General features: G+C 63.2%; 26 protein-coding genes. 12 read left to right on the top strand and 14 right to left on the bottom strand.

The annotated features are described in order from the left end of the window. Positions 1–20 precede the first annotated feature (20 nt). Entirely contained in the window at positions 21–878 is an 858-nt protein-coding gene (locus tag AWB77_RS13595; RefSeq protein ID WP_061134962.1) for a class I SAM-dependent methyltransferase, read from the top strand. A gap of 16 nt (positions 879–894) precedes the next feature. On the opposite strand, the gene AWB77_RS13590 is transcribed toward AWB77_RS13595, so the two are convergent. The 4 genes from AWB77_RS13590 to AWB77_RS13575 form a co-directional block, all read right to left on the bottom strand. Continuing rightward, the gene (locus tag AWB77_RS13590; protein ID WP_061134961.1) at positions 895–1941 is read right to left on the bottom strand and encodes a Gfo/Idh/MocA family protein; all 1047 of its coding nucleotides are present in this window, start codon (positions 1939–1941) and stop codon (positions 895–897) included. Positions 1942–2004: 63 nt separating this feature from the next. Next, a complete protein-coding gene (locus tag AWB77_RS13585; protein ID WP_082852657.1) occupies positions 2005–2238 on the bottom strand; it encodes a hypothetical protein in 234 nt (77 codons plus the stop codon). A gap of 79 nt (positions 2239–2317) precedes the next feature. Continuing rightward, positions 2318–3697 (bottom strand): ATP-binding protein, encoded by a 1380-nt coding sequence (locus tag AWB77_RS13580; protein WP_061134960.1) that lies wholly within the window; start codon positions 3695–3697, stop codon positions 2318–2320. Further along, positions 3694–4356 (bottom strand): response regulator, encoded by a 663-nt coding sequence (locus AWB77_RS13575; protein WP_061134959.1) that lies wholly within the window; start codon positions 4354–4356, stop codon positions 3694–3696. The genes AWB77_RS13580 and AWB77_RS13575 overlap by 4 nt, the downstream gene beginning before the upstream one ends. 199 nt (positions 4357–4555) lie before the next feature. Between AWB77_RS13575 and AWB77_RS13570 the strand changes: the two genes are divergently transcribed. From AWB77_RS13570 to AWB77_RS13545, 6 genes are all read left to right on the top strand, one after another. Beyond that, a complete protein-coding gene (locus AWB77_RS13570) occupies positions 4556–4945 on the top strand; it encodes a hypothetical protein (RefSeq protein WP_157694808.1) in 390 nt (129 codons plus the stop codon). A 205-nt stretch (positions 4946–5150) separates the two neighbouring features. Further along, entirely contained in the window at positions 5151–6359 is a 1209-nt protein-coding gene (hpnI, locus tag AWB77_RS13565; RefSeq protein WP_061135133.1) for a bacteriohopanetetrol glucosamine biosynthesis glycosyltransferase HpnI, read from the top strand. Between the two features lie 20 nt (positions 6360–6379). Further along, positions 6380–7804 carry a hopanoid biosynthesis associated radical SAM protein HpnJ gene (gene hpnJ, locus AWB77_RS13560; RefSeq protein WP_061134957.1) on the top strand — a complete coding sequence of 475 codons (1425 nt, stop codon included), beginning with the start codon at positions 6380–6382 and terminating at the stop codon, positions 7802–7804. 4 nt (positions 7805–7808) lie between these two features. Continuing rightward, the gene (gene hpnK / locus AWB77_RS13555) at positions 7809–8642 is read left to right on the top strand and encodes a hopanoid biosynthesis-associated protein HpnK (protein WP_082852656.1); all 834 of its coding nucleotides are present in this window, start codon (positions 7809–7811) and stop codon (positions 8640–8642) included. Further along, complete coding sequence (locus AWB77_RS13550; protein ID WP_061134955.1) at positions 8639–9637, top strand: lysylphosphatidylglycerol synthase domain-containing protein; 999 nt, start codon at positions 8639–8641, stop codon at positions 9635–9637. Before hpnK ends, AWB77_RS13550 begins: the two co-directional genes overlap by 4 nt. A 92-nt stretch (positions 9638–9729) precedes the next feature. Beyond that, complete coding sequence (locus tag AWB77_RS13545; RefSeq protein ID WP_061134954.1) at positions 9730–10704, top strand: bifunctional helix-turn-helix transcriptional regulator/GNAT family N-acetyltransferase; 975 nt, start codon at positions 9730–9732, stop codon at positions 10702–10704. A gap of 1 nt (position 10705) precedes the next feature. Here the strand turns inward: AWB77_RS13545 and AWB77_RS13540 are convergent, their stop codons facing one another. The 4 genes from AWB77_RS13540 to AWB77_RS13525 form a co-directional block, all read right to left on the bottom strand. Continuing rightward, positions 10706–11626, bottom strand: a complete 921-nt coding sequence (locus AWB77_RS13540; RefSeq protein ID WP_208601518.1) for a dihydrodipicolinate synthase family protein — start codon at positions 11624–11626, stop codon at positions 10706–10708. Positions 11627–11638: 12 nt separating this feature from the next. Further along, the gene (locus tag AWB77_RS13535) at positions 11639–13351 is read right to left on the bottom strand and encodes an IlvD/Edd family dehydratase (RefSeq protein WP_061134953.1); all 1713 of its coding nucleotides are present in this window, start codon (positions 13349–13351) and stop codon (positions 11639–11641) included. 153 nt (positions 13352–13504) lie between these two features. After that, positions 13505–14821, bottom strand: a complete 1317-nt coding sequence (locus tag AWB77_RS13530) for an MFS transporter (protein WP_061135131.1) — start codon at positions 14819–14821, stop codon at positions 13505–13507. Positions 14822–14838: 17 nt separating this feature from the next. Next, positions 14839–16020 carry a M20 aminoacylase family protein gene (locus AWB77_RS13525; RefSeq protein WP_061134952.1) on the bottom strand — a complete coding sequence of 394 codons (1182 nt, stop codon included), beginning with the start codon at positions 16018–16020 and terminating at the stop codon, positions 14839–14841. Between the two features lie 130 nt (positions 16021–16150). Here AWB77_RS13525 and AWB77_RS13520 point away from each other — a divergent pair, with 130 nt between their 5' ends. Next, the gene (locus AWB77_RS13520) at positions 16151–17050 is read left to right on the top strand and encodes a LysR substrate-binding domain-containing protein (protein ID WP_061135130.1); all 900 of its coding nucleotides are present in this window, start codon (positions 16151–16153) and stop codon (positions 17048–17050) included. Positions 17051–17060: 10 nt separating this feature from the next. Here the strand turns inward: AWB77_RS13520 and AWB77_RS13515 are convergent, their stop codons facing one another. After that, positions 17061–17531, bottom strand: coding sequence for a hypothetical protein (locus AWB77_RS13515; RefSeq protein ID WP_374728694.1), 471 nt, complete (start codon positions 17529–17531; stop codon positions 17061–17063). 229 nt (positions 17532–17760) lie between these two features. Between AWB77_RS13515 and AWB77_RS13510 the strand changes: the two genes are divergently transcribed. Then, a complete protein-coding gene (locus AWB77_RS13510) occupies positions 17761–18399 on the top strand; it encodes a YceI family protein (RefSeq protein WP_061134950.1) in 639 nt (212 codons plus the stop codon). Between the two features lie 7 nt (positions 18400–18406). Here the strand turns inward: AWB77_RS13510 and tdh are convergent, their stop codons facing one another. Next, positions 18407–19444 (bottom strand): L-threonine 3-dehydrogenase, encoded by a 1038-nt coding sequence (gene tdh, locus AWB77_RS13505; protein WP_061134949.1) that lies wholly within the window; start codon positions 19442–19444, stop codon positions 18407–18409. Positions 19445–19534: 90 nt separating this feature from the next. After that, positions 19535–20737, bottom strand: coding sequence for a glycine C-acetyltransferase (locus AWB77_RS13500; RefSeq protein WP_061134948.1), 1203 nt, complete (start codon positions 20735–20737; stop codon positions 19535–19537). A gap of 155 nt (positions 20738–20892) precedes the next feature. On the opposite strand from AWB77_RS13500, the gene AWB77_RS13495 reads away from it, so the two are divergent. After that, positions 20893–21495, top strand: coding sequence for a helix-turn-helix domain-containing protein (locus AWB77_RS13495; RefSeq protein WP_061134947.1), 603 nt, complete (start codon positions 20893–20895; stop codon positions 21493–21495). A 133-nt stretch (positions 21496–21628) separates the two neighbouring features. Here AWB77_RS13495 and AWB77_RS13490 read toward each other — a convergent pair whose 3' ends face one another. Beyond that, positions 21629–21817: a CsbD family protein gene (locus AWB77_RS13490; RefSeq protein WP_061126267.1), complete on the bottom strand. Its 189-nt coding sequence runs from the start codon at positions 21815–21817 to the stop codon at positions 21629–21631. Positions 21818–22084: 267 nt separating this feature from the next. Here AWB77_RS13490 and AWB77_RS34365 point away from each other — a divergent pair, with 267 nt between their 5' ends. Continuing rightward, a complete protein-coding gene (locus AWB77_RS34365; protein WP_074168887.1) occupies positions 22085–22441 on the top strand; it encodes a DUF2471 family protein in 357 nt (118 codons plus the stop codon). Positions 22442–22479: 38 nt separating this feature from the next. Here the strand turns inward: AWB77_RS34365 and AWB77_RS13480 are convergent, their stop codons facing one another. Further along, positions 22480–23904 carry a DUF2252 domain-containing protein gene (locus AWB77_RS13480; protein ID WP_061134945.1) on the bottom strand — a complete coding sequence of 475 codons (1425 nt, stop codon included), beginning with the start codon at positions 23902–23904 and terminating at the stop codon, positions 22480–22482. 186 nt (positions 23905–24090) lie between these two features. Between AWB77_RS13480 and AWB77_RS13475 the strand changes: the two genes are divergently transcribed. Continuing rightward, on the top strand, positions 24091–25119 hold the full coding sequence (locus tag AWB77_RS13475) for a tyrosine-type recombinase/integrase (protein ID WP_061134944.1): 1029 nt from the start codon (positions 24091–24093) through the stop codon (positions 25117–25119). Positions 25120–25130: 11 nt separating this feature from the next. Here AWB77_RS13475 and AWB77_RS13470 read toward each other — a convergent pair whose 3' ends face one another. Next, positions 25131–26330 carry a DNA-binding protein gene (locus tag AWB77_RS13470; RefSeq protein WP_061134943.1) on the bottom strand — a complete coding sequence of 400 codons (1200 nt, stop codon included), beginning with the start codon at positions 26328–26330 and terminating at the stop codon, positions 25131–25133. Between the last annotated feature and the right edge of the window lie 667 nt (positions 26331–26997).

Below are 26997 nucleotides of genomic sequence, written 5' to 3'. Positions count from 1 at the left end.
TTCGATCTGGAGAAGGAACCATGCATGCGTTGAATACATCCGCAGTCTGCGACGAAGCCACGACCTCCGCGCAACCCGATTTCGCCGCGATCAAGGCACGCCAGCAGGCCACGTGGGCCAGCGGCGACTTCGCGGTGATCGGCACGACGTTGCAGATCGTCGGCGAAATGCTGGCCGAAGCGATCGACCTGCGCGCCGGCGAGCGCGTGCTCGACATCGCCGCCGGCAACGGCAACGCGACGCTCGCCGCAGCGCGCCGCTTCGCGCACGTGACATCGACGGATTATGTTCCCACGCTGCTCGATAAAGGCCGCATGCGCGCACAGGCCGAAGGGCTTTCAGTCGCCTTCGAAGTCGCCGATGCGGAAGCACTGCCCTTCGACGACAACAGCTTCGATGTCGTGCTCTCCACGTTCGGCGCGATGTTCACGCCCGATCACACGCGTCCCGCAAGCGAGATGATGCGCGTAGCGAAGCGCGGCGGCCGCATCGGCATGGCGAACTGGACGCCCGAGGGTTTCATCGGCCAGTTGTTCAAGATCATCGGTGGTTACGTGCCGCCGCCCGCGGGACTGCAATCGCCCGCCTTATGGGGCACCGAGCCGCATCTCGTCGCGCTTTTCGGCGCCGAGGCGGCCGATATCCGTTGCGTGCGCAGGCACTTCAACATGCGCTACGAATCGAGCGCGCACTGGCTGCAAGTGTTCCGCGACTTCTACGGGCCGGTGCATCGCGCGTTCGCGGCGCTCGATACCATGAAAGCGGCCGAACTCGAACGCGAGATCATCGGCCTGCTCGAACGATGCAACGTGGCGGGACCGTCGTCGCTCGTCGTGCCGAGCGAGTATATGGAAGTCGTGATCGTCAAGCGCGCTTGAGTCGCACGCGCGCGCGTCAGAGCGTAACGGGACGTTCGCTGCGCGCGCTTTCGATGACCGCCGCGAGCGTCGCGGCGTTGTCGAGACTGACTTGCGCGTAGTACTCGATCGCGGCGGCATCGCGCGTGGCGACCATGTGCGCGAAGCGCTCCGCCGCGAACAGAAAGCCGCTGCCCGTATCGGACTCGATCAACTCGAACGGCACCGAGTTGGGAATGCCGCGACGCACGCGCAACTGGCTCGGCAGATAGCCGTATTCATCGCCCGCGTGCTGCGCGCTCGTGTGATTGAGATACTCGGTGTCGATGGTGCCCTGCGTGCCGATGATCGTCGCGTACCGATGATTCGCCGCGTCCATCGAACACGAGACTTGCGCGCGGCGGCCATCGGCATAAATGAGCGTCGTCATGAGGCTGATGTCGACCGCGCTGTCCGCCCATGTCGCGATAGCTTCCACACGTTGCGGCGCGCAGCCCATCACGAGACGCACGAGGCTCAGCGGATAGCTGCCCGCATCGAGCAGCGCGCCGCCGCCGAGTTCCGGCTTCATGCGGATGTTCGCGCCCGGATTGCCGACCGTGAAGCCGAAGCTCGCCTGAATCGCGCGCACGTCGCCGATCGCGCCTTCACCGATCAACGTCATCATCGCCGTGGTCTGCGGCTGGAAGTAGTACGGGAATGCTTCCAGCAGCATCACACCGTTGCGGTCGGCCGCGTCGAACATGCGCGCGGCTTCGTCGCGATCGAGCGCGAGCGGTTTCTCGCACAGGATGTGCTTGCCGTGGTCCGCCGCCTTGATCGCCCATTCGGCATGCAGGCTGTTAGGCAACGGAATGTAGACCGCGTCGATATCCGGGCTCGCGAGCAGCGCATCGTAACTGCCGAACCACGTTGCAATGCCGTTCGCTTCGGCGAACGCCTTGGCGTTGTCGTCGCTGCGGCTCGCGACCGCGACGACGCGCACGCGCTCGCTCGGCCGCACGTCACGCGTGAATTGCCGGGCGATGTTCGCGCCGCCGAGAATGCCGAGGCGCAGGACGGACGATGCTTGAGTCGAAGACAAGGCTGGTTCCTGAATTTGTACCGGATGGTTCATCCGACCGAAGGTATCACAATCGCGCACGTTTCAGGGCACGCATGTGTCGGGACGAACTTTCGTGCCGCGCTGCGCGGCTGGAACGTGGCAATTGTCGACGCGCTGTTCGTCGCTGGCTTTGTCGCCGAGACGCTCTTTCAGCGTCTTGGGTTCCGATGCCGCATCGGATGCCGCGACGGGCGCATCCGTTGCGAGCGCCGCGCTCGTGCACACGACACACACCACACACGCGACGCACGCGCTTGGCAGAGCGAGCTTCTTCATGATGAGCCGTATGAAAGGATGAAACCTGCAAGCTTCGTCGCGCCGCGACCGCGCAGCGCTCCGTTTCTTGCGCTTTCATTCACGCATGCATTCCGCTGACGATACCGCTCGCGCGCACCGCCGATGGCACTGCCCGCAAACCGCGCACGGTCACGACGAGCCCGCTCGCATCGTCGCGATTGGCGACTTCCAACGTCGCATGATGCCGTTGCGCGACACGCAGCGCGATGGCGAGACCGAGCCCGCCGCCGTGTCCCGTGGTGCCGACGCAGCGATAGAAACGGTCGCACACGCGATCGATCTCGCTTTGCGCGATGCCCGGCCCCGAGTCGCGCACACTCAGCGCGATGCCGTCTTTCTCGCGACGCAGCATCACGTCGACGCGGCCGCCATGCGGCGTGTGGCGAATCGCGTTGTCGAGCAGATTGTTGACGAGCACCGTGAACGCGTGCGTGTCGCCCATGATGGTGAAGGCATCGTGATCGTTCTGCGCGTGTTCGAGTTCGAGGCCGAGGTCGATCGATCGTGTTTCGGCAAGCAACGAGAAATCGCCGACGCGCAATTCGCACAACGTGCGCAAGCTCATTGGCACGATGGCCGCTTCGCGCGCGGCATCTTCGCGCGCCATGCTGAGCAGTTGCTGCGCGAGATGGATGAGGCGATTCAGGCGGCCGTCGATTTTCGCGAGCGTCGCGGCATCGACCTGAAGCGAGCCGTCGCCAATCGCGCCTTGCATCTGCAGCTTGAGCGCGGTGAGCGGCGTGCGCAGTTCGTGCGCCGCATCCGCGACGAACGTGCGCTGCGCCTGCGACGCTTCGCCGAGCCGCACGAGCAGGCCGTTCAACGCATCGACGAGCGGACGCAGCTCGTCGGGCATCGGTTTGTCGAAGACGACGGGATCGAGCGATTCGGGCGAGCGCGCGACGAGCGAGTCCGACAGCCAGCGCACCGGCGAGAGTCCGCGCGCAACGACGACGAGCACGATGACGACGATTACCGGAATCAGTAGCGCGAGCGGCCATATGGTGCGTAGCGCGAGCGATATGGCGAGGTCGTCGCGAATGAAATACGGCTGCGCGACCTGCACGAAGCGATTCGCCTGCGCGACGCCGAACGCGCGCCACAGAATGCCTTCGCGCTCGACCGACTGAAAGCCGACGCCGAAGCGCGGCAGCGCGGGTTCGTGCGGCGAATGATAGACGAGGCGTCCGCTCGGGTCCCAGATGTCGATTACGAGCCGGTCGTCGGCGATGCCGTGCAGTTCGGGATTGCGGCCGAGCGCGACATCCTCGGCGGTGATGTTGCCCGGCAGCGAGAGCGCGACCGTGCGCAGTTCATAGTCGAAGAGCTCGCCCGCTTCGAGGCGCGCGGTGCTGAATATGCCGATGCCCGCGATCAGGCACGCGATGCCGAGGCCGAAGATGAGCCAGCCGAGCAGCCATCGGCGAATGGACGTCATCCGATCCTCTTCAGTCGATAACCCACGCCGCGCACCGTCACGATTTCCTCCGCGCCGATCTTGCGCCGCAGACTGTGTACATGGACTTCGATTGCGTTGCTGCCCACTTCCTCGCCCCAGCCGTATAACTTCTCTTCGAGCTCGTGACGGCGAAACACGCGCGACGGCTCCTCGATCAGCGCCTGCAGCAGCGCGAACTCGCGCGGCACGAGATTGAGCGCGGCGCCGCTCTTCGTCGCTTCGTGCGCGGCGGGATCGAGCGTCAGATTACCGTGCGAATACACCGGATGCTTCTGCCCCGTGCGGCGTCTCAGCAGCGCGCGCACGCGGGCCGCGAGTTCGTCGAGGTCGAAGGGCTTCATCAGATAATCGTCGGCGCCGGCATCGAGGCCGCGAACGCGATCGTCGACGGCATCGCGGGCGGTCAGGATGATCACCGGCGCGTTTCCGCCATTCTTGCGATAGGTCGCGAGCACGTCGAGGCCATCGCGCTTGGGCAGGTTCAGGTCCAGCAGCACGAGATCGTACACGCCGTTGCCGAGCGACAGTTCCGCAGCGCGGCCGTCCTGCGCGCAATCCACCGTGTAACCTGCGCGACGCAATGCGGCGAGCACGGTTTCCGCGATCATCTCGTCGTCCTCCACCAATAACAGGCGCATGCGCTTTCTCCTGGCTTGCCGTGTGAAGCCGCCGATTCTCTGGCCCGCATGCTTAAGCGCCACTTAAGCAATGCGGGCAGGCGCACATTATGTCCGCGTTATCGGCGTTGCGCAGTGCCTGCTTAAGCATCGCATAAGGTACGTCCACGCACTATACGTCGAACGGCCCGATGCGCGGCCGTCCGTCCCGGAGATGCCGATGCGAGCGTCCACTCTCGTTTCCCTGCGTGCGAACGCGGTGTTGATCGCGTTGTGCGTCGCCGCATCGGATGCCGCGTGGTTCACCGTCTGCGGATGCTCGGGACACGTCCACGCGCTCGAAAGCACGGCGGTGCGTTTCGCGACGCTCGCAAGCGCAGCGGGCATCGTGATCGTCGTGCGGCGCATCGCGAAGCTCGCGTTCGATGCGGCCACGTCCGCAAGGCGCATCGCCTGGACGGCCGACAAGCTGGTCATTGTCGGAAGCGGTCCCGGCGACTGGCTCGTGCAGCTCCATGCCGAACTTCATCCCGCCGGTTCGAGGCCCGGCGTAGCCCGGATTTGTGGACGCGCATCCGCGTCCTGCAGGGTGCCACGCGGTCGGGCGTGACCTCGGAAACGCGCCTGACCTCCTTCGACCCGGCTTTCGAGCCGGGTTTTTTTTGGCCGCGGCCTTTTTCTCGCGCGACGATACATATCCCTTTCACGCGCATTTCAACATGCATTCGTTCGCTTACCTAAGCATCTCTTAAGGTTTGCGAAGGCAGGCTTCGGGTTCCATCCGGCGTTCAATGCTGTACGCACGCGAAGCGATCATGACCACACACTCGGTTTCGCTGCTTTCATGGCTCGTCATTGCACTGTGCTGCGCCGCGACTTGTCACGCGACGCTCGCGGCGCTCGTCTTTCCCGGCCTGCGCGGCGCGACGTCCGCACGGGACATTGGCGCCGGTGTCGATACCGGCCCGATCAGCGTGCTGAAACCGCTCTGCGGAAGCGAGCCGCGCCTGTACTCGAATCTCGAGACCTTCTGCAAGCAGACGCATCCGTCATACCAGTTGCTGTTCGGCGTGACGCTCGCATCGGATCCCGCCGCGCGCGTCGTCGAGCGGCTCGCGCGCGCCTTTCCACTGCGCGATATCGAACTCGTCATCGACGGCACTTTGCACGGCGACAATCGCAAGGTCGGCAATCTGATCAATCTCGCGGCGCGCGCGAAGCATGATCTCATCGTGATCGCGGATAGCGACATCGCTGTCGAGCCGGACTATCTCGCGCGCGTGACCGGGCCGCTCGCCGATGCGGACGTGGGGCTCGTCACGTGCCTGTATCGCGCGCGGTGCGTGGGCGGCTTCTGGTCGCGCATCGGCGCGCTCTTCATCAACGAATGGTTTGCGCCTTCGGTGCATGTCGCCAACGTGCTCGGCCAGCGTCGCTACGGCTTCGGCGCGACGCTCGCGCTGCGGCGCGAAACGCTCGTGAAGTGCGGTGGCTTCGAAGCCTTGCGCGATTGCCTCGCCGACGATTACTGGCTCGCCGCGCACGTGCGCGCGCTCGGTTTGCGCACGGTGATGTCGGAAGTGGTCGTCGCAACCGATGTGATCGAACGCGATCTCGCGTCGCTCTGGCGCCGCGAGACGCGCTGGCTGCGCACGATCCGCTCGGTCAATCCACTCGGCTTCGCGTGTCTGTGCCTCACGTTCACCGCGCCGTGGCTGCTGGCGAGCGCGCTGCTCGGACTCGGCTTCGAGCAGGGCACCGATCCCGCGCAAACCATCGCGGACACGATCGTCGATCTGAGCACGTCGCTCGGTCTCTCCGCGCGGCTTTTGCTGCACAGACGCGGGGCGCGCTCGTGGCGCGCGTTCTGGCGCGATCTGCCGCTCATCCCGTTGCGCGACGTGCTGATGTGCCTGCAATGGCTCGCCGCGTCGTTCGGATCGAGCGTCGTGTGGCGCGGCGTGCGCATTCCGCTCGACGACGCACGCGAACGCTACGACGCCAACACCTCCGACAGTCAATGACGCATTCACCGGACCTCGTCATGAAGCACACGCTCTTTCTGCAAGCGCCCTCCTTCGACGGCTTCGACGGCGGCGCCGGCTCGCGCTATCAGGCGAAGCGCGAAATCCGCTCGTTCTGGTATCCGACGTGGCTCGCGCAGCCCGCCGCGCTCGTGCCCGGCTCACGCGTGCTCGATGCGCCCGCCGACGGCCTGTCCTTCGACGCGACGCTCGATATCGCCGCGCAATACGAACTCGTCGTCCTTCATACGAGCACGCCTTCGTTTCCCGCCGATGCATTGTTCGCCGAGAAGCTGAAGCTGCGCGCGCCAGACGTCATTGTCGGCATGGTGGGCGCGAAGGTGGCCATCGATCCGCACAATTCGCTTGCCGCCAGCGACGCGCTCGACTTCGTGTGCCGCGAGGAATTCGACTTTACGTGCAAGGAAATTGCCGAAGGCCATGCGTTCGCCGATATCAAGGGGCTCAGCTATCGCCTGCGCGATGGCTCGATCGAGCACAACGAAGCACGCCCCATCCTCGAAAACATGGACGAGCTGCCCTTCGTCGCGCCGGTCTACAAGCGCGATCTCAACATCGAGAATTATTTCATCGGCTATCTGAAGCATCCTTACGTGTCGATTTATACGGGGCGCGGCTGCCGTTCGCGCTGCACGTTCTGCCTGTGGCCGCAGACGGTGGGCGGACATCGCTATCGCGTGCGCTCGGTGGACAACGTGCTCGAAGAAGTGAAGTGGATTCGCGACAACATGCCCGAAGTGAAAGAGATCATGTTCGACGACGACACCTTCACCGACTTCCGGCCGCGCGTCGAAGAGATCGCGCGCGGGCTGGGCAGGCTCGGCGTCACGTGGTCGTGCAATGCGAAGGCGAACGTGCCTTACGCGACGCTCAAGATCATGAAGGACAACGGCCTGCGCCTTCTGCTCGTAGGTTACGAAACCGGCGACGATCAAATCCTCCTGAACATCAAGAAGGGGCTGCGCACGGATATCGCGCGACGTTTTGCCGACGATTGCCGCAAGCTCGGCATCACGGTGCACGGCACATTCATTCTCGGCTTGCCGGGCGAGACGAAAGAGACCATCGAAAAGACCATTCGATACGCCAAGGAAATCAATCCGCACACGATCCAGGTCTCGCTCGCCGCGCCTTATCCCGGAACCGCGCTCTATGCGCAGGCCGTGCAGAACGGCTGGCTCGCGGAGAACAAGGTCGTCAATCTCGTCAGCACGGAAGGCGTGCAACTGGCCGCGATCGGCTATCCGCATCTGTCGCGCGAAGAGATCTATCACGAGCTCGAACGCTTCTATAAGCGCTTTTACTTTCGACCGTCGAAGATATGGGAGATCGTGCGCGAGATGCTGACGAGCTGGGACATGATGACGCGGCGGCTTCGCGAAGGCGTCGAGTTCTTCCGCTTCCTGCGCGCGCACGAGGCGTGACATCGTGCGCGCGATCATCGTCACCGCCGACGACTTCGGGCTGCACGAACGCGTGAACGAGGCAGTCGCGCGCGCGCACTGCGATGGCGCGCTGACATGCGCGAGCCTGATGGTCGGCGCGCACGCGGCCCATGACGCCGTGCGGATCGCGCGGGAACTGCCGGCATTGCGCGTCGGGCTGCATCTCGTGCTGAACGATGGCGCCGCCACGCTGCCGCGCTGGTCGATTCCCGATCTCGTCGATGCCCGCGGCTGCTTCGAAGGCTCGATGTTCGAAAACGGCGTGCGCTTCTTCTTCCGGCGCGACGTGCGCCGGCAACTCGGCATCGAGATTCATGCGCAATTCAAGGCGTTCGCCGCGACCGGCCTCGCGCTCGATCACGTCAACGTGCACAAGCACTTCCAGCTGCATCCGACGGTGCTCGGCCTGATCCTCGAGATCGGTCCGCGATACGGCATGCGCGCAATGCGTCTGCCGCGCGAGCCGAACGGTTCGCTCTTGCTTGCGCCTTGGATCGCGCTCGTGAAGAAGCGCCTCGACGATGCAGGCATCGCTCATAACGATTGGGTCGCGGGGATCGCCGCAACCGGCCGCATGGACGAGGCCGCATGGCTCGCGTGGCTCGCGAACGCGCCCGAAGGCGTGCTCGAAATCTACAGCCATCCCGCGATGGAAGGCACGCCTTTGACGCCATCGATGCGCGACTATCGCCACGCCGACGAGTTCGCAGCCCTGTGTTCGCCGCGCGTGCGACGCGCCATCGAAGCGACGGGCGCGATGCGCGGCGGTTTCGCCGATGTGTTCGGCCACGCGCGCACACGGGAGCCGGTCACGTGAGATGGCTCAAGCGCATCGCGTGGCTGCGCTGGCCCGCCGCCATCGCCCTGCTCGTCATGCTATCGCTCCATGAAGGCGTCGCGGATGCGTTCACGCTCGTCGCGCGCACGGGACCGGTGCTGCTGTGCCTCGTGCCGCTGCACGCATTGCCGCTGCTTCTCGATGCGCGCGCGTGGCAGCTTCTGCTCGACAAGCGTATCGGCCTCGGCCCGCTCTGGCGGATCGCGGTCGTGCGCGAAGCGGTCGGGCGGCTTTTGCCCGTGCTCGGTATCGGCGGCGAACTCGTGGGCGTGCGGCTCGCCACGCGCTATATGCCGGACGTGAGCCGCGTGAGCGCATCGGTGATCGTCGAAATGCTCGTGACGATCGCGGTTCAATACGCGCTCGCCGTGCTCGGGCTCGTGCTGCTGCGTTGGCACGCGAGCGACGCGCGCGATATCGGCAACGTGATCGGCGCGGCTGTGATGGCTTCGCTGCCGATCGGCGTCGCCGCGTTCTTCGTCGCGCTCAAGGGTGCGCCGTTCCATCGGCTCGAAGCAATTGCGCGGCGCTGGCTCGATTCGTCGCACGCATTGTCGGCGAGGCTCGATGGCAAGCGTCTCGATCACGACATTCGCGCGCTGTTGCAGCGCATGCCGCTCGTCGCGCGCGCGTTCGCGTGGCAGTTCTCGGGATACGTGCTTGGCGCGCTCGAAGTCTATGCGGCCTTCGCCATGCTCGGCCATCCGGTGCCGATCGCGGGCGCGATCGCGATCGAATCGCTCACGCAGGCGGTGCGCAGCGCAGTGTTCATCGCGCCCGCTGGCCTCGGCGTTCAGGAAGCGACGATCGTCGCGATCGCGTCGGCGTTCGGCGTCGAGCGAGAAGCGGCGTTGTCGTTCGCATTGCTGCGACGAATGCGCGAACTCGCATGGGGCGGGATTGCGATTGCAATGCTGCGCTTCACGCAGACACACTCGCAGGCGGCGTTGCGCGCTGGCGCGGCCGAAAGGTGAGAGTTTGCGGGAGCGCCGTCTTTCTTGCGAAAGTTGCGATCCGCAACTAGACTGCGCGGATATGGTTGCGATTCGCAACCGATGGAGACGTCATGGATATCATCGATACTCCCGCACAGCCGCGCGACCGAACCATCCTCGAACTGCGCGAATTCTCGCGCAAACTGGTGCGCGAACTGGGTTTCATGCGCAACACGCTCGCGGACAGCGGACTGGCGCCGTCGGCGGTTCACGCGATCATCGAGATCGGCGCGACGCCCGGCATTCAGGCACGCCATATCGCGCAGATTCTTCGGCTCGACAAGTCGAACGCGAGCCGGCAGATCGCGCGGCTCGAAGCAGCGGGGTTCATCAAGCGGCAGACGTCGAGCGATGACGCGCGTTCATCCGCGCTGTATCTCACGGCGGCGGGGCAGAAGCTGCGCAGAAAGATCGACAAGTTCGCGACCGATCAGGTCTCCGATGCGCTGCGCCGCATGGTGCCAGAGGAACAGCAAACGCTCGTGCGCTCGCTCGCGCTTTATGCCGATGCCCTCTCGCATGGTCATGTCCGCGCGACGCCGCACGCCGCGCATACGGCAAGCGCGCGCATCGTCGAGGGATACCGGCCGGGCTGCATCGGCGATGTGGCGAGTCTGCACGCGCGCTTCTATGCGCATCACGCGGGCTTCGGCGTGTTCTTCGAGCGCAAGGTCGCGACGGAGATGGCGGCGTTCGCGCAAAGCCTGCCCGCGCGGGGCAAGGCGCTGTGGCTCGTGATGGAAGGCGAACGCACGCTCGGCTCGCTCGCGATCGACGGCGATCTCACGACGCGCGTCGCGCATCTGCGCTGGTTCATCATCGACGATGCATTGCGCGGCAGCGGCATGGGCCGGCAACTGATGACGCGCGCGATGAGTTTCGTCGACACGCACTACGACGAAACGTATCTCTGGACCTTCAAGAGTCTCGACGCCGCGCGCCATTTGTACGAGTCGTTCGGCTTCGTGTTGAGCGACGAAGCCGAAGGCACGCAATGGGGCGCATCGGTGACCGAGCAGCGCTTTACGCGCCGCGCGGTGCGATGAATCATCGGCGCAGAACGCGCGATGTCGGACCGAGACGTTGCGCGAAACGGCGCGCGCATTCGATGCCGAATCGCGTCGGGCGCGCGCCGCGATCGTGCTGCACGTCGAAGCCCATGCGCCATGCCGCGATGCGCTTGCCGTAACAGGTGAGCGTTTCCAGGGACTGCATCACGAAGACGATTTCCGGCAACGTGTCCGCATACAGCGCTTCGGCGTCGTGCTCGCGCCCTTCGGCAAACGCGTCATGAATGGCGACCTGACGATCGAACGCATCGGGCGCGACGATGAGGCCATCGCAACCCGCGCGCAGGTTATCGACGAGTTCCTGACCGCCGCGCCCGTTGAACACCGCGAGCGTCTGATCGAGCGCGCGCAGCTTTTCGATGGTCGCGCGGATCGTCACGGCCGGGCCTTCGCCTTTCAGCAAGCGGAAGTTCGGGCGCTCGGCCGCGAGCGCGGCGATCGACTCCGCCGACAATCCCACGCTGAGATATTCCGGCGCGTTCTGAATGCCCGCGTTCGCGCCGGTCCGTTCGAGCACCGACGCGAAGAAGTCGTAGTAGAACGCTTCCGGCTCGCCGCGCTTCGACGGCGGTTGAAGAATGAGCCACGACGCGCCGCGTTCGAGCGCGTAGCTGGCAAGCGCGACCTGTTGTTCGACGCTATCTCCGGTGATCGTGACCGCGAGCGGCACGCGCTTTTCGATGTGCGCGGCGCAATCGTCGATCATCGTGCGCTTCTCTTCGTCCGACAAGCGGTTCACTTCCGTCGCGAGTCCGAGTGTGACGATGGCCGGCGCGCCGGCTGCGATGGTCGCGTCGATCTGCTTGCGCGTGGCGTCGCCGTCGAGGCGGTTCATCGCGTCGAAGTATGCGTATAGCACCGGCCACATGCCGGAAGGCGGCGTATCGAAGTCTGACATCGATGCCTCCGCTCAGTGCGAATCGCGCGGCACGGGCGCGCCGCTCGAGCCGACGAGAAAGTCCAGGTCCGCGCCCTGATCCGCCTGCAATACATGCTCCACGTACAAGCGGTAATAGCCGCGCTTCGGCAATTCGGGCGCCTGCCACGCAGCGCGGCGCTTCTCCAGTTCATCGTCCGATACTTCCAGATGCAGACGCCGCGCCTCGACATCCAGTTCGATGATGTCGCCCGTCTGCACGAGCGCGAGCGGTCCGCCCGCCGCCGCTTCGGGCGATACATGCAGCACGACCGCGCCGTATGCCGTGCCGCTCATCCTGCCGTCGGAGATGCGAACCATGTCGGTGATGCCTTTTTGCAGCACCTTCTTCGGCAGCGGCATGTTGCCGACTTCCGCGAAACCCGGATAACCTTTCGGACCCGCGCCCTTCAGCACCATGATGCAATGCTCGTCGATGTCGAGCGAATCGTCGTCTACTTTCGCGTGAAGCTCTTCGACGTTCTCGAACACGACCGCGCGCCCGCGATGCTTCAGCAACGATTGCGTCGCCGCCGACGGCTTGATGACCGCGCCGTTCGGCGCGAGATTGCCCTTCAGCACGGCGATGCCCGCGTGCGGCTTGAACGGCTTTTCGAAGCGCGTAATGACTTTCTCGTCGTAGTTCGCCGCGTCGCTCACGTTGTCCCAGATCGTGCGGCCATTGACCGTGAGCGAATCGCGGTGCAGCAGACCTTGCTCGCCAAGCTGGCGCAACACGGCAGGCAAGCCGCCCGCGTAGTAGAAGTCCTCCATCAGATATTCGCCGGATGGCTGAAGGTTCACGAGACACGGCACCTCGCTGCCGAGCTCCCAGTCTTCGAGCGACAGTTCCACGCCGATGCGCTTCGCCAATGCGATCACATGCACGACCGCGTTCGTCGAGCCGCCGATGGCCGCATTCGTGCGGATCGCGTTTTCGAAAGCCTGGCGCGTGAGGATCTTGTCCATCGTCACATCGTCCTTGACCATATCGACGATGCGCCGTCCGGCCATGTGCGCGAGCACCTGACGGCGCGCATCGACGGCGGGAATCGCGGCGTTATGCGGCAGGCCCATGCCGAGCGATTCGACCATCGAGGCCATCGTGGATGCGGTGCCCATCGTCATGCAGTGGCCGCGCGAGCGGTTCATGCACGATTCGGCTTCGACGAATTCTTCCTGCGTCATCGTGCCCGCGCGCACTTCTTCGGACATCTGCCACACGCCTGTGCCCGAACCGATGGTGCCGCCGCGAAAGCGGCCGTTCAGCATCGGCCCGCCCGATACCGCGAGCGCGGGCAGGTTGCACGACGCCGCGCCCATCAACAGCGCCGGCGTAGTCTTGTCGCAGCCGACGAGCAGAACGACGCCATCAATAGGATTGCCGCGTATGGACTCTTCGACATCCATCGACGCGAGATTGCGGAACAGCATCGCCGTGGGCCGCAGGTTCGATTCGCCGAGCGACATCACCGGAAACTCCAGCGGAAAGCCGCCCGCCTCGCGCACGCCGCGCTTCACGTATTCCGCGAGCTCGCGAAAATGCGCGTTGCACGGCGTGAGTTCCGACCATGTATTGCATATGCCGATGACCGGCCGGCCATCGAACTGGTCGTGAGGAATGCCTTGATTCTTCATCCACGAACGATGGATGAAGGCGTCTTTGTCGTTACCGCCGAACCAGCTTTGCGAGCGTAGCTTGCGCATGGATGTCCCTTTTCTGCCCTTTGCCGCGCGTTCTTCATATGTGGGATCCAGTAAAAAAAGGCCGCGCGGGCGGCCTTCTTCCGAAACCCGGACACGTCGAGTTATACACCTCGCTTCGCATCCGGCGCGCGTCTTTGCGCAAAGATTTGACGATCAGTCGAGCGTCTCGCGAGAACGTTCGCGCATGCACATCACCGCGATCACCGACAGCACGCCGCAGCCGATCACATACCATGCCGGCGCCATCACGCTCTTCGTGATGACGATGAGCGACGTGACGAAGAACTGCGCGAAGCCGCCGAAGATCGCGACGCCGAGGCTGTAGACGATAGCCGCGCCCGTCGCGCGCACTTCACGCGGGAACAGTTCGCCGAGCATCGCGCCGGTCGGACCGACGTTGAGCGAATGCACGATGGAGAGCGCCGTCACGACCGCGAGCAGCGTGCCCGTCGTCGGCGACTGATTCAGCAACGCGAACGCCGGCCAGATCGCGAGCATCAGCAGGATGCGCGTCGTCTGCGCGAGCTTGTTGCGGCCGATCCGATCGGACAGATAGCCGCCGATCGGCGCGACGACGAACAGGATTGCGCCCGATACGCAGCCCGAGAGCATCGCCGTCCAGTTCGGCAAGCCGAGCGTCTTTACGCCGTAGATCGACAGATAGAACACGATGATGAAGTGCGCCGATGTCCCGCCGATCGTCAGGCCGAGTCCGTTCAACACCGCGCGGCGATGATCGCGCAGCACCGCGACGAGCGGCAACTTCGGCGCTTTCGGCCGCGCCTCGACACTTTCGCGCGGCGCCTCTTCCATCGTGCGGCGCAGCCACCAGCCGACCGGCACGATCGCAGTGCCGATGATGAACGGCACGCGCCAGCCCCAGCTTTCGAGTTGCGCAGCCGTGAGCGTCGCCGTCAGCGCGACGCCGGTCAACGCGCCCGCGAGCGCGGACAATCCCTGACTCGCGAACTGCCACGATGCATAGAAGCCGCGACGGTTCGACGGCGCCTGTTCGAGCAGCAGCGTCGTCGATGCGCCCACTTCGCCGCCCGCCGAAAAGCCCTGAATCAGCCGCGCGATCACGAGAATGACGGGCGCGGCAAGCCCGGCCTGCGCGAAGGTCGGCGCAACCGCGATCATCGCCGTGCCGAGCGCCATCAGGCCGAGCGTGAGCAGCATCGCCTTCTTGCGGCCGGCGCGGTCGGCGTACATGCCGATCAGCAGGCCGCCGACAGGCCGTGTGAAGAAGCCGACGCCGAAGCTCGCCACCGCGAGCAGCAACTGGCCGACGGGATCGTGCACCGGAAAGAACAGCTTGCCGATGACGAGCGCGAAGAACGCATAGACCGTGAAGTCGTAGAACTCGAGCGCATTGCCGACCGCGGCGGCCATCACGAGCCGCGTGCGCGCTGCGCGGCTGGTTTGCATCGATGGATTCGCCGGCGCGCGGGCAAGGGTGGGTGCGTTCATCATGGTTTCCAGTGGAATCAGTCGGCGAGCCAGGCTTCGGCCAGGCGCACCCAGTAGCTCGCGCCGATCGCGAGAATGTCGTCGTTGAAGTCGTAGCCGGGGTTGTGCACCATGCAGCCGCCCTTCGAGCCGATGCCGTTGCCGATCCACGCATACGTGCCCGGACACGCTTCGAGCATGAACGCGAAGTCCTCGCTGCCCATCAGCGGCCGCGCGGCCGCTTCGACGCGCTGCGCGCCGAGCATCTTCGTCGCGACATCGGTGGCGAAGGCGGTCGGTTCGGCGTGATTCACGAGCACGGGATAACCCAGTTCGTAATCGATGTCGGCCGTGCATCCGAACGCCAGCGCCTGCGCATGCACGAGCGCGGTGATGCGTTCCTGAAGCTGCTTGCGCACGCCCGCGTCGAGCGCACGCACGGAGAGCTTCAGCAGCGCGGTTTCGGGAATGACGTTGCATGCCTCGCCCGCCTGCACGCTGCCGACGGTGACGACCGCGGGCTTCTGTGCATCGACTTCGCGCGCGACGATGCTGTTCAGCGCAAGCATGATCGATGCGACCGCGGGCATCGGATCGCATGCGGTGTGCGGCATCGCGCCGTGGCCGCCGACGCCGCGCACGGTGATGTTCACGCGATCCGACGATGCCATGCCCGGTCCCGGCGTGAAGAACATGTCGCCCGCCGGAAAGCCCGGCATGTTGTGCAGGCCGAACACGGCATCGCACGGAAACTTCTCGAAGAGACCGTCTTCGATCATCGCGCGCGCGCCTGCTTCGCCTTCTTCGGCAGGCTGAAAGATCACGATCAGCGTGCCGGAGAACTGACGGCTCTCGGCGAGATGACGCGCGGCGCAGAGCAGCATCGCGGTGTGGCCGTCGTGGCCGCATGCGTGCATCGTGCGCGCGTGCTTGCTCGCATACGGCAGGCCGGTCGCTTCCTCGATCGGCAATGCGTCCATGTCGGCGCGCAGCGCGATGCGCTTGCCGCCCTTGCCTTCCGTCAGCACGCCGACGACGCCCGTCTTGCCCAGCCCGCGATGCACTCCGTAGCCCCATTGCGCGAGCAAGCCGGCGACGAGATCGCTGGTCTGGGTCTCTTCATACGCAAGTTCGGGATGCGCGTGAATGCGTCGGCGAACATCGACGAATTCGGCTGCGATGGCGGCAATGCCGGGGATGACGGGCTCGACTGACAGCATGTGACACTCCTTGCTCGATGTTTCGACGTGTCCCAAGCATATAAAGACGAAAAGCAAACCAAAAGACGGTAAATTTATTGCGTGATTACCGATAGTTGTCGGTGCTAACCCTAGGGTGTCGCTCATGAGCATGAAGTACCACCAGTTGCGCGCGTTCCTGACGACCGCCGAGCAGGGCAGCATTCGTGCGGCCGCGCGCAGCCTTCACTTGTCGCAGGCTGCGCTGACGAAGGCGATCAAGGAACTGGAGCAGGATCTCGGCGTGCCGCTCGTGCTGCGCACCGCGCGCGGCGTGCAGTTGACCGCGTTCGGGCAGCAGTTGCGCGTGCGCGCGCATCTGATCGTGAGCGAGATGCGCCGCGCCGAAGACGACATCGCGCAGATGAAAGGCGCCGGGTCGGGAAGCGTGAGCGCGGCCGTCACGCCGACCGCCGCGCTATCGATACTTCCGCATGCGTATCGCGCGTTTCGCAAGCAGATGCCCAACGCGCGCGTGAGTTTCATCGAAGGCTTTCCGGGCGTCGCGATGCCGCGCCTGCGGGATGGCTCGCTCGACTTCGTCGTGGCGGTCGTCGTGCCCGAGCATCTCGCGCCGGAGTTCGATCACATCGAGCTGTACGAGAGCCGCTCGGCCATCGTCGGACGCGCGGATCATCCGTTGCGGCATTGCACGTCGCTCGCGGAGTTGTCGGAGGCGGAGTGGCTGCTCAATCCATCGCCGGAAAGTTCGACGCAGGCGCTGCTCGATTCATATGCCGAACGCGGCTTGATGGTGCCCAAACGCGTGATCGAGTGCCCGAGCTTCATCATCGCGCATGGCTTGTTGCGCGGCTCGGATGCGCTGGCTTCGATGCCCGCCGCGCTGCTCGAACATCAATGGGTCGGCGAAGGGCTCGCGATCTTCCCTATCGACGATCCGTTGCCGGCGGTGTCGGTCAGAGTCGTGACGCGGCGGGATAGTCCGTTGACGCCCGCCGCGACGTTGTTGCTCGAATGCCTGCAGCATGCGGCGCGATCGCTTCAGCAATAATCAGGATGACTCAGAATTTCACTCTGAGCATGAAGCCGAGGGTGAAGGGAAGATCGCTCGAGGGTATCGGCGGAATCAGGATGATGTTCGCGCCGACGCGCTTGTACTCCAGCATGATGAGCGGCGCGGCGACCGGACCCACCGTATGGTTATGGCCGATGCCGTAACTGCCGTAGTCGTAGCCCGAGATGAGGCCGGCCATCACGGCAAGTCTGACGTAGTTCCAGTGAAGGAAGTCCGGTCCCCACACGCCGCCGCCATAGAACGATGGTTTCGACAGCGAATTGCGGAAGTAGCCGCCCGTCACCGCCCATTGCGGCGCGACCCAGCATTCCACGCCGATGCCGGGATTGAATTGCTCGAAGTCCTTGTCCGGATGGACGTGATGCGAAGCGACCATCGCGTCGACCCAGAGGCCGTCGCCGCACAAGCTTGCGTGCGCGGCAGGCGTCCACGCCGACGCGGCCAGCGCAACGGCCATGAACGATTGCACGCGGAAAGATCGAAAGCGGGACAGCCATGTGCGCATGTGTTCTCCGCCATCGCATGTTCGCGACGGCGCCTTTTTTCAAGATGGAGGTCGAGGCGAACTCTACCTGATCGCGTCATTCTCGTCTGTGCGGGCGAAAAGACCGTGACGGCCGTGCATGCTTCATCGATCTCGGCGAAACTTGTCGAGTTCTTCAATTTCGTATTCGAGGTCAAGCGCGATGAAGGCTTACAAGCGTTTCGTTCCTTTTCTAGCGGCGAGCGCATTGATCGCGTGCACGCCGCTGCAGGTCGTTACGCATCGCGTGTCGTCGAGTGAATCCAGCGTGCCGCCGGGACGTTATCAGCTCGATCCGCATCACTGGAACGTGAGCTTCGACGTCGATCATTTCCACTATTCGCGCTTCGTCATTCGATTCGACAAGACGGCGGCGCAACTCGACTGGAATGCGGACGGCATGTCCGCGAGCTCGGTGCGCGCGAGCATCGATGCGTCGAGCGTCAATACGAACGTACCGCTGCTCGATCGCATGCTGAAAGGGCCCGACATGTTCGATGTCGCGCGTTATCCGGACATCGTCTTCGTCAGCACGTCGTTTCAGCGAACGGGCGACGACAAGGGTGTCATGACAGGCGATCTGACGATTCGTGGCGCAACCAGGCCGGTCACGTTGAACGTGACGTTCAACGGACACGCGGTCAATCCGCTCACGAAGCAGGAAACGCTGGGCTTTTCAGCCGACGGACACTTTAGCCGCGCACAGTTCGGCTTGACGACGTGGTATCCGGCTGTCGGCGACGATGTGCACGTCGCCATTCAAGCCGAATTCTCGAAGGCGCCGGCAGACGGCGCTCAATGATGCACGCTCAGGCCGGCACCGAAGTCCAATCGAGCACGACCTTGCCGCTATTGCCGGAAAGCATCGTGTCGAACGCGCGCTGATAATCGTCGACAGGAAAGGTGTGCGTGAGGATCGGCGAAAGATCGAGGCCGCTTTGAAGCATCGCGACCATCTTGTACCAGGTCTCGAACATTTCGCGTCCGTAGATGCCTTTGATTTCGAGTCCCTTGAAGATCACCTGATTCCAGTCGATTGCAGTTTGCGCCGGAGGAATACCGAGCAGCGCCACTTTGCCGCCGTGGTTCATGGATTCGAGCATCGCCGTAAATGCGCTCGGTACACCGGACATTTCCAGACCCACGTCGAAGCCTTCGGTCATGCCGAGTTCGCTCATGACGTCGCGCAGGTTTTCGTTTGCAACGTTGACCGCCCGCGTCGCGCCCATCTTGCGCGCGAGTTCGAGGCGATAGTCGTTCACGTCGGTGATGACGACGTTGCGCGCGCCGACGTGCCGCGCGATCGCAGCGGCCATCACGCCGATCGGACCCGCGCCGGTGATCAGCACGTCTTCGCCGACGAGATTGAACGAGAGCGCCGTGTGTGTCGCGTTGCCGAACGGATCGAAGATCGCGGCGAGGTCGTCGGAAATATCGGCGGGAATCTTGAAGGCGTTGAACGCCGGGATCACGAGGAACTCTGCGAAAGCGCCTTCGCGGTTCACGCCGACACCGACCGTGTTGCGGCACAGGTGACGACGACCCGCGCGGCAATTGCGACAGAAGCCGCAGGTGATATGGCCTTCGCCCGACACGCGATCGCCGATGGCAAAGCCGCGCACTTCCTGTCCCATCTCCACGATCTCGCCGACATACTCGTGCCCGACATGCATCGGCACGGGAATCGTCTTCTGCGCCCATTCGTCCCATTTCCAGATGTGAATGTCGGTACCGCAGATCGCTGTTTTGCGGATACGGATGAGAACATCGTTGTGGCCGACTTCCGGGCGCTTCACGCGCGTCAACGTAAGGCCGGGAGCGCGTTCGAGTTTGGCGAGGGCTTTCATTGCATTTGATCCTGACGTTTGGTCTCGAGGATGCTTCTTCAATGGTCGCGGGCTCGTGGCCCGGTCCCCTGACTTTATGCGCATAAACCTTCAGCGGATCACGCCGAGTTTTCGGCCGACGCGCGCGAACGCATCGACTGCGCGATCGATCTGTTCCGGCGTATGCGCCGCGCTCATTTGCGTTCGGATGCGCGCGCGTCCCTTCGGAACGACGGGGTAGGAAAAGCCGACGACATAGACGCCTTCGTCGAGCAGCGCATCGGCCATCTTCGATGCGAGCTGCGCATCACCGAGCATGACGGGAATGATCGGATGCTGGCCGGGAACGAGATCGAAGCCGAGCGAGGACATTGCCCGGCGAAAGTGCGCGCCATTTTCACTGACGCGCTGGCGCAACGTCGCGCCTTCATCGCTTGCAAGCAATTCGAGCACTTTCAGCGATGCCGCCGCGATGCTCGGCGCCAACGTATTCGAAAACAAATAAGGCCGGCTGCGCTGGCGCAGTAATTCGATGATTTCCTTGTGCGCGGCGATGTATCCGCCCGAAGCGCCGCCGAGCGCCTTGCCGAGCGTTCCGGTGATGATGTCGACGCGATCCAGCACGCCGCAGTGCTCAGGCGTGCCGCGTCCGCCTTCGCCGATAAAACCGACGGCGTGCGAATCGTCGACCATTACCAGCGCGCCGTAGCGGTCGGCGAGATCGCAAATACCGGCGAGGTCCGCGATGATGCCGTCCATCGAAAATACGCCGTCGGTCGCAATGAGCTTGAAGCGTGCGCCGGCGGCGTCGGCTTCCTGAAGGCGTGCTTCCAGATCCGCAAGGTCGTTGTTCTTGTAGCGAAGACGTCGGGCTTTCGATAGCCGCACGCCATCGATGATGCTCGCGTGATTCAGCTCGTCGCTGATGATCGCGTCTTCTTCGGTCAGCAGGGTTTCGAAAAGGCCGCCGTTTGCATCGAAGCAGCTCGAATAGAGAATCGAATCGTCGGTGCCGAGAAATTGCGCGATCGCGCTTTCGAGTGCCTTGTGGACGGCTTGCGTACCGCAGATGAATCGAACGGACGCCATGCCGAAGCCATCGGCGTCGAGACCCGCTTTCGCGGCTTCGATGAGCCGACGATCGTCGGCGAGGCCGAGATAATTATTCGCGCAGAAATTGAGCACGCCGCTTCCGTTGGCGAGCCGTATGTCCGATGACTGCGGGCTCGCGATGACGCGCTCAGTTTTGTAAAACCCTGCGGCACGAATGTCGTCGAGCGTCGAGCGCAGATGGGAGAGGTATTGGTCTTTCATCTCATTCCTTGATCCTGGCCTGCCGATGCAATCCTCGCGCTAGTTGCCGCGCGCGTGGTCCATAGCCCTGTTATAGTGCATTGATCGCATCGGACACGTTCGATATTTCGAACGAATTTCCGATATGCCGAACACTCTACGGGATCAGCCGAACCATGGCAAGCACAGGTATAGACGGAAAAACAGGCGATCTCGCGGGCGCAGGTCCGACGCCGCCGCGCGTCGGAGAAATCATTCAGCGCTTGCGCAACGAAAGAAAGCTGACGCTGGATGATTTATCTCGGGCAGCGGGGGTGTCGAAGTCAATGTTGTCGGAAATCGAACGCGACAAGGCCAATCCGACGATCGCGGTCGCCTGGCGATTGACCAATGCGCTCGGCATCAGCCTAGATCAGCTGTTCACTCAGCAGCGGCCCGCCGAGGCGATCCGCGTGTCCGGCTTGCACGAGATACCAACATTGAGCGGCGACAACGGCGGTTATCAACTGCGCGTGTGGGGACCGATAGAGCTTGCAGGAAAGTTCGAATGGTACGAACTCACGTTGCGATCGGGGGCGGCGCTGACGTCGAACGCGCACGAGCCGGGGACGCACGAACACCTCACGGTTTTGAATGGGACGATCGAAGTGGATGCGTCTGGCGCAACCCGCAGGCTTAAGGCAGGCGAAACCGCGCGCTATGCCGCTGATGAAGGCCACGCGATTCGAAATGTGGGGCGGTCGGATGCCAAGGCATTGCTGGTGGTCATCCACGGCTGAGAGGCGTGCCGCTGGGCTGCTTTATGCGCATAAACCCGCGCACAGCGCCGACTAGCATCGGCAATAAAAACGGGACGTGCCTCAAGCACGTCCCGCTTAAATGACGGCGTCTTGGGGCGCCGGATTACTTGCCTTACGGGTTCTTTTTAACGCTGTCCTTCAGATCTTCCCGTGCATCGCCTACGCCTTTCTGCACCTTGCCGGCGGCTTGTTGCATATCGCCCTTGGCTTCCTGAGCCGTGTCGCCGGTCACCTTTCCGACGCCCTCGTTGATCTTGCCCTTGACTTGCTTGCCAACGCCTTCGACTTGATCCTTATTCATCTCAGTTCTCCCGTGGTTTGCAGCGCTGTTGGCCGCGCAATGCCGTCGAACTACGCAAAAAAAACCGCCTGCGCGTTCTGCTCAGAAGACATGTCCTAAGCATGGCTCTACGATGCGCTTCGTTCGTCGGCACGCATAGCGGCGCCTGTCTGAAACGCACGTAGGCGGAATCGCACATACACGCTCTTCGAGTAGCGCGACGCTACTTTCATGGCATCAAGTACTGTATATTTGTACAGTACAATAACACCGGTGGAAGGGGTGAACATGGAGTCGAACGGCGAAAACCTGAGCAGAAGACAATTTGCCCGTGCTGTGCATGATCTCGAGCGCATCACGCGTCAGATTGCAGGGCGATACATCGATAAAGGCGTGCCCCTGACCTGGCGACTATTGCACGCCATCGAGGCGGAAGCGGTTGCGGACCTCGGGTTCGCCGGCCGGCACGAAGCCGCGCTGCGCGAACTGTTCGCGCGTCCCGACGACTTTCATTTCCCCGAGACCGACGACGTAGTCGATGTCGCATCGTCCGACGCTCTTCCCGCCGTCTTCGCGTTCGCGGTGGACGCCTACGAACGCGCCGCGCGGCAAGGGCGACCGCAGGCCGTGGCCGCAGCCCACTGATTCCTGCACGTCCGGCAGGCAGCGAAAATGGAACTGATTCAGGGTGCGAAGTCCGCAGCCATGTCGACGTCCGACCGCGCTGCGAGCTCGCCTTTGCGGCAAGCGGCGCGAAACACATCGTAGTCCTTCTCTACCTGTTTCGCGTAAGCCCGTCCGTATCGCACCAGCACTTCCGCCAGGCGATCGCTGTTGCCGATGTAGCCCGAAATCTCCGGCGCGCGACCGCCCGACTTCGCGTGCGCACGGGCCAGCGCCCAGCCGCAAAGCGCGGCATATTCGCGGAAGGCGTCGTCGCTGAATGTTTCGAACGCGGCGGAAATCTTCATGTCGCGCAACTGACGGATGTACAGCGCGCGTCCGAGCGGTCCGGTCGCCCAGCCGAGAAACGGATCGGTGGCTGCCTGCATCAGACGTTGTCCGTGAACGACGCGCTGGCCGTCGTGTTTGCAATCGCCGGCTTCCCCAACGCGCTTCGCATATCTGGCGACAACCGACGTCGATGCTTCTTTCATCTGCAAGAAAAGTGGCTTGTCGTGATAATCCGTGAGCAGCAAGACGAGGCAGCGCGTGCCGACACTTCCGACGCCCACCACCTTGAACGCAACATCCTGCAACGAGAATTGCGAGAGCAGCCTCGCGCGCTCCGGCATCAGCGTCGCGACATAATTGCGCACGAGCGGCCCGACTATTTCATGGAAGCTGCCTCTCAGCGCCATCCACGGGTCGTTTTCATCGATCAGCGTGCTTTGGCTGCGAATGTGGAACACGGCGGGCGGCGCGTCGCGGATACGCCACGTGTCGCCGGTTCGTTCCGCGAGTTTGGGCAGCATCGTTTCGTGCGTGCGACGCGAAGCGCGTTCGATGCCGCGCTTTATGCGCCGTCGCGCATCTATAGTTTGAACGGTCTCGTACATGCGGTCGAACGTAATGCGCTCGTACCAGAGATCGAGCACGCTCATTTCCGCGTACTCGCGCAGATGCATCTGATAGCTGCGCGCGGCGCGAAACGCGAATTCGTCGGCGGCGAGATCGCCGTGGCCGAGATGCCGACCGGCGATCGTGAAGCTCGCAACAAGGCGCTTCAGATCCCATTCCCAGGGTCCGGGCGCGGTTTCATCGAAGTCGTTGAGATCGAAAATCAGCGCGCGCTCCGGCGTCGCGAAGCCGCCAAAGTTCGCCAGATGGCAGTCGCCGCAAACCTGAATGGCGATTCCGCTGTCCGGCGTGGCCGCCAGATCGTGCGCCTGCAGAATCGCACTGCCGCGATAAAACGCGAATGGCGATACCAGCATGCGGCCGTATCGTAAAGGAACGAGCGCCTCGACACGGCCTTTGCTGCTCATCCGCAACAGTTCGATGGGATCCCGGTCGACATCGCCGGTCGCGTCGTGCGCGCCTCGTGGCGTGCGTTCGCGCGCGGCGCGTCCCATCGCGCGGCGTTCCTGCATGGATTGCTGGGCCATCGCTCGATCCTTTTTGCGCTCGTGTTTTTGAGTGGATGGAAGCTGTGTAGACGACAGTAGTCGACGGCACGCACACCCAGCAAGTCGGTTATCGACACTTCAACGAACACTCGCCCTTGACGTCGCGCGCGCCAAGCCCGACCCTGTGCGCAGTGCAACACAGCGCGCGATGCGCCTTCGAACACCATGCCGAACACTTCCGATCTCTTCGACCAACAGCGCGCCGACTGGCAAGCGGATCCCCATGCTGCATTCGACGCATGGCTTGCCCAGCAGTCGTTCCGGGCGTCATCGGCGGATGTGTATCGCGCGCAGTGGGGAAACTTTCTCGAGTGGCTGGCCGCAAAACGCGCGACGCTGCATACGGTGCAACGTCCTGTCATCGAGCAATTCGTCGCGCAACTGGACATTCGCCGTCCGCAGCGGATGCGTTATCTGCGGTTGATTGAGCGCGTACTGGATCATGTTCGGGAAATCGAATCGGCGGCGACGAATCCGGCACGGTTCATCGCCCAGGATGGTGATGCCGCCTGGCGCAAGGCTCGCGACAACGAGCCGACCGGGTTTCTCACGCACGACGAGCGTGCGCTGCTCGTCGCGCATCTGTTTTCGCCGATCGGAACGTTGCCAGGCGCGCAGCGCTGGCGCGAGCGCCGCGATCGAGCGCTGGTCGCGGCGTTTCTCGGAGCAGGCGTGAAGACGGGCGAGGCCGCGCAACTCACCGTCGATTGCTATGCAGCGGGCGCGCCCTACATCACCGTCGACGCGTCCAATCCGCTATTGACCCGGCAAGCGCGGCTTGCGCCGTTTGCAGTCGAAGTGCTCGACGACTGGATCCGCGAACGTAAAGCTGCGGGCCTTGCGGGCGAGTTGCTATTTCCGGCGGCACCGTCCGGACGATCCATGCACAAGGCGACGATGCTGCGAGCGATCGATGCCGTCGTGGCGGAGTCGGGCATCGCGGCATCGCGCGTGGCGCGGGCAAGTCCGCAGACCTTGCGCAACACCTACGCCGCGGAGCTTTTCGAAAACGGGACGGATCCCGACCGCGTCGGACAATGGCTAGGATTTCAGCAGACGATCTCGGGACACCGGCTGCATCGCGCATGGCAGGAATGGATGGGTGAGCAAATACGGGAGCGCGATATTGCTCAGGCGCGCGCCGATCAAACTTCTGACACGATGTCGCGCGGTCCCGAAAACTCTCACCTTTGACGATCTCGCGCTCAGGACATGCTGACGCGTGCTGATCGGACGAATCCATCGACTGCGGCGAGCTTTGATAACGCCGCGCCCGAAGTCCGCTCGCAGTTTGGACAGGAAAGCTCGTATTCGTCTTCGTGGCGCTGCAATTCCGGCTCGCCGGCCTCGCAGGCCGGACAGGCCGCCGGGGCAATGATGTAGCCGTCTACCTGAGTTCCCAGCTTCGCGATCTCGTCGGTAGTCAAACGCCCCTGTGCCGCAAGACGCCCGATCAGTTCGCCGATTTCGGCGCTCGCGCCTGACTGGACGCGCTGTGCGTCGCGTTCGAGAACGAGCGCATCGATTTCGTCGGACTGCACGCGGACTTGGGATTCCAGGCGGTCGGCGCGGCTTCTCGCAGCGCTAAGTTGTTGAATGAAATCGAATTCCTTTTGGCTCGCTTCGCGTGCACTTGCCTGATAGTTGGCAGCCATGCCGCGAAGGGAGTCGAGTTCGACGAGCATCGGATGAACGCGTCGTTCGGCTTCTTTGACTGCATCCTTGATCTGCTGTGCGTAGTGTTCCGTGTTGTGGCGCAGTTCGCCCTGCAGTTCGTCGACGCGATCGCGCAGGCGAGCCGCCGCGTCCTGCTCCTGCTGCAGACATTTAGACAGGGCCTCGTTTTCCTTCTCCCAGCGAGCAATGACTTCGCGCAATCCGGTCTGAGCGTCCGAACCCCGGTCTCTAAGCGCCTGCAACTCGGCTTCCAGGGCGGCGATTCGGACGACGCCGGCTTCAGCGCGGGCTTCAGCGCGCTGGTGAGCTTGCTCGCTCGTTTCGCGGCGGATATCGGCATCGCGGACCTTGACTTGCGCGTCCTGGATGGCGGCGTCGAGACGCGCCTTGTCTTCTTCTAGCGAGGCACGCGCGACTTTTTGCGCTTCGTCGTAAAGCGCGGCCAGCAAGTCGCCAGCACGTTCCTGCAACGATTCCGGAATCGCTCCTGCGTCGATGCGTACGTGCATCGCGGTGCGCAAGCCGTTCCAAAAGGCTTCGATGTCCTTGGGGATATCGCTGGCGCTGCCGGTCTGCGTCAAATCGCGAACGGTCGTAACCGACGGTCGGACGCCGAGGTCGAAGAAGAGTCGTTTGCAAGCGTGCTGGGAAAGATCTTGACGGCGCGCGCCTCTCGCTCGAAGCGCTTCGATTTCCTGGCGCAGAGTTTCGCGGGTGGAGTGGTCCATGACGGCGAGATGTCCATTTTGACATTGCGATCATAACGTTTTACGTGTCGTACGTTATGAATTTCTTGGCCGTGTCGGCTGGGCGCCGATTTAATGCGAGTTATTCGGTCTTTTGATGATTTTGTCTCAACAAGCCAAGCGCCTTCTGTGGAACATCCTAAGAAAACGCGTGCAAGCATATGATCTGCATGTAATTTTAGCGAAGATTCACAGCCGATTCGTGTTTCACGATGAAGTTCTATATTGACAATTGTTCAAGGACACATCAGCGCTTGAGTGTAATAGAAGTAAACACCTTTGAACCCTTGTTAACAGCGTTAACGCCAAGGCGAAGCCTTATCCAGTAAGGCTTTGCGAGCTGCAAGGTGAGACGCTACAGGATACATGGTGAAGCTCTACGGGATATATCGGTGGTCGGGTTCGGGAGTGATGGTGAGCAACCGCGGGAGAGATCGTGAGCGGATTCAGGGGGGCGTGAGATCTGCAAGGTGAGCTCACGCGGGAGCGCAACACGCTGGGGCCGTGGACTGGCGTATTCAGCTTCGTGAGGTAATGAATCCATAAGGTGAGGCTTTTCGGGGGGATTGCGGTCCCACCCTTCCAAACGGGATTTCGGTCATTTTTACGGATTGGTGAGGGTTTACGGGGTGGTTTTAGAATTTCCGGT

Source organism: Caballeronia fortuita, from assembly GCF_001544835.2.
In the GTDB taxonomy this organism is placed as follows: Bacteria; Pseudomonadota; Gammaproteobacteria; order Burkholderiales; family Burkholderiaceae; genus Caballeronia; species Caballeronia fortuita.
This window is presented reverse-complemented; position numbering and strand designations above follow the sequence as displayed.